This is a genomic window from Sphaerotilus sp., assembly GCF_041083715.1.
Classification (GTDB): Bacteria; Pseudomonadota; Gammaproteobacteria; order Burkholderiales; family Burkholderiaceae_C; genus Sphaerotilus.
Genome location: NZ_JBFPGY010000175.1, coordinates 1 through 2,964 on the forward strand (window position 1 = coordinate 1; position 2,964 = coordinate 2,964).

Annotated in this window: 1 protein-coding gene; it reads left to right on the forward strand. The window is 73.1% G+C overall.

The window, feature by feature from the left end; translation table 11 throughout:
- Positions 1-2,964: alpha-2-macroglobulin family protein (locus AB3X43_RS07830; RefSeq protein ID WP_369429294.1), on the forward strand; the 2,964-nt coding region annotated here is incomplete at both ends.

Here is a 2,964-nt window from a genome sequence, read left to right on the forward strand (position 1 = left end):
GCTGCGCGGCGAGCTGCGCACCGCGCTGACGACGCGCCAGAAGGTGGTCGGCGGCTTCTACGCCTACGACTCGAAGGAGCAGGTGAAGGACCTCGGCACGCTGTGCAGCGGCAGGACCGACGCCCGCGGGCTGCTGGTGTGCGACCTCGACGTGGCGAGTTCGGGCGAGATCCACCTGATCGCGCAGGCCACCGACAGCGCCGGCAAGCAGGCTGAATCGACCACCTCGGTCTGGGTCAGCCTGGGCGGTGAACTCTGGTTCGCGCAGGACAACGACGACCGCATCGACCTGCTGCCCGAGAAGCGCGACCTGAAGCCGGGCGAGACGGCGCGGCTGCAGGTGCGCATGCCGTTCCGCGAGGCGACGGTGCTGGTGACGGTCGAGCGCGAGGGCGTGCTCGACGCGAAGGTGGTGACGCTGCGGGGCAGTGACCCGGTGATCGAGGTGCCGATTCCGAAGGCGTCGGCGTCGGGCGGGAGCTGGGCGCCGAACGTGTACGTCAGCGCGCTGGTGCTGCGCGGGCGGATCCGGCAGGTGCCGTGGTACTCGTTCTTCGACTGGGGCTGGAAGGCGCCGTCGCTGTGGTGGAACGCCTGGCGCCATGAAGGGCCGCAGTACCAGGCGCCGACCGCGATGGTCGATCTGGCCAAGCCGGCGTTCAAGCTCGGCGTGGCGGCGCTGCGCATCGGGCTGGACGAGCACCGGCTGGAGGTGAAGGTCACGCCCGCGCAGCCGCAGTACGGCGTGCGCCAGACGGCCAGGACGGTGGTGCAGGTGCTGCGTGGCGGGCAGCCGCTGGCGGGTGGCGAGGTGGCGTTTGCAGCGGTGGACGAGGGGCTGCTGGCGCTGATGCCGAACAGCTCGTGGGAGCTGCTGGAGGCGATGTTCCAGCCGCGGGCCTGGGGCGTGGAAACGTCCACCGCGCAGAACGAGATCATCGGCCGGCGCCACTACGGCCGCAAGGCCCTCGCCCCCGGCGGCAGCGGCGGCCACAACCCGACCCGCGAGCTGTTCGACACGCTGCTGCTGTGGCAACCGGCGGTGAAGCTCGACGCGCAGGGCCGCGCCACGATCGACGTGCCGCTGAACGATGCGCTGACCAGCTTCCGCCTGGTGGCGATCGCTGACGGTGTGGCGGGTGGTGGCTCGGGCGGCGCGGACCAGTTCGGCACGGGCAGCGCGTCGATCCGCGTCAGCCAGGATCTGCAGATGCTCGCCGGCCTGCCGACGCTGGTGCGCGGCGGCGACCAGTTCGAGGCGCTCTACACGCTGCGCAACACGACGGCGCGGGCGATGCAGGTCAAGGCCACGCTGACCGGCCAGCCGGCGCAGCAGGTCTCGATCGCGGCGGGCGCGGCCACGGAAGTGCGCTGGAAGGTCGCGGTGCCGCAGGACGTGACGGCGCTGACCTGGGAAGGCGGTGTCGAGGAGGTGGGTGTCGCAGCGGGCGGGCAGCCGGCACGGGACCGCATCAAGGTCGTGCAGCAGGTGCAGCCCGCCGTCCCGGTGCGCGTGCAGCAGGCGACGATCCGCCAGCTCGACGGCGCCGTGAGCTGGCCGGTCGCGCCGACGGCGGACGCGCTGCCGGGGCTGGGCGGCGTGCAGGTGACGCTCAAGCCGACGCTGGCCGGTGCGCTGCCAGGCATCCGGCGCTACTTCGAGCTGTACCCGTACCGCTGCCTGGAGCAGAAGACCTCGCGGTCGATCGGCCTGCACGACACGGCGGCGTGGACCGCGCTGATGGGCGAATTGCCGAGCTACCTCGACAGCGACGGCCTCGCGCACTACTTCCCGCCGTCGTCGGACAGCGTGGGTGGTGCGGGTGGAGGCAGCGATGCGCTGACGGCGTATGTGCTGGCGGCGTCGCAGGCGGCGGGCTGGCAGATCCCGGACGCGCCGCGCGAGGCGATGCTAGGCGGGCTGACCGCGTTCGTCGAAGGCCGGCTGGAGCGGCGCCTGCCCTCACCGCGGGGCGATGCGCTGGAGCGCGACGTGCGCAAGCTCGCCGCGATCGAGGCGCTGTCGCGGCACGGCCGGGCGACGGCGCGGCTGCTCGGCTCGCTGGAGATCGCGCCGCAGCAATGGCCGACCGGGGCGCTGATCGACTGGCTGGCGATCCTGCGCCGCGTCGAAGGCATCCCGCAGCAGGCGCAGCGCGTGGACGAAGCGCGCAACCTGCTGCGCGCCCGACTGGTTGCGGGCGGCACGACGCTGAAGTTCGCCGACGAGCCGGGCGATGCGTGGTGGTGGCTGATGACCGGCGCGGACGCCAATGCGGCGCGGCTGCTGCTGACCGCGGTGGACGACGGCGCGGGCTGGCGCGAAGACCTGCCGCGCCTCGTCACCGGCCTGATGGCCCGCCTCGACGCCCAGCGCAGCGGCGCCTTCGCGACGACGACGGCCAACGTCTGGACCACGCTGGCGCTGGACCGCTTCTCGGCGGTGCATGAATCGACGCCGGTCACGGGCCGCAGCCGTGCCACGCTGGGCACGGCGACGCGCGAACTCGACTGGGCGAAGCAGGCGGGCGGTGGGGCAATGGGCTTGCCGTGGGCGGCGCCAGCGTCGGCCGCGGCCTCGGCGGCACCGGCCACGCTGACGGTCACGCAGCAGGGCACCGGCAAGCCGTGGGTCGCCCTGCAGAGCCTGGCCGCCGTGCCGCTGAAGGTGCCGTTCAGCGCCGGCTACCGCATCGAGCGCAGCGTGACCGGCGTCGAGCAGAAGACCGCGGGCCAGTGGACCCGGGGCGACGTGCTGCGCGTGCAGTTGAAGGTGACGGCGATGGCCGACCTCGGCTGGGTGGTGATCAGCGATCCGGTGCCGCCGGGCGCGGCGCTGCTGGGCAACGGGCTGGGCCGGGATTCGCAGATCGCCACCCGCGGCGAGCAGTCCAGCGGCAGTGCATGGCGGGTGTACGAGGAGCGTCTGCCGGAAGCCTGGCGCGCCTACTACGCCTGGCTGCC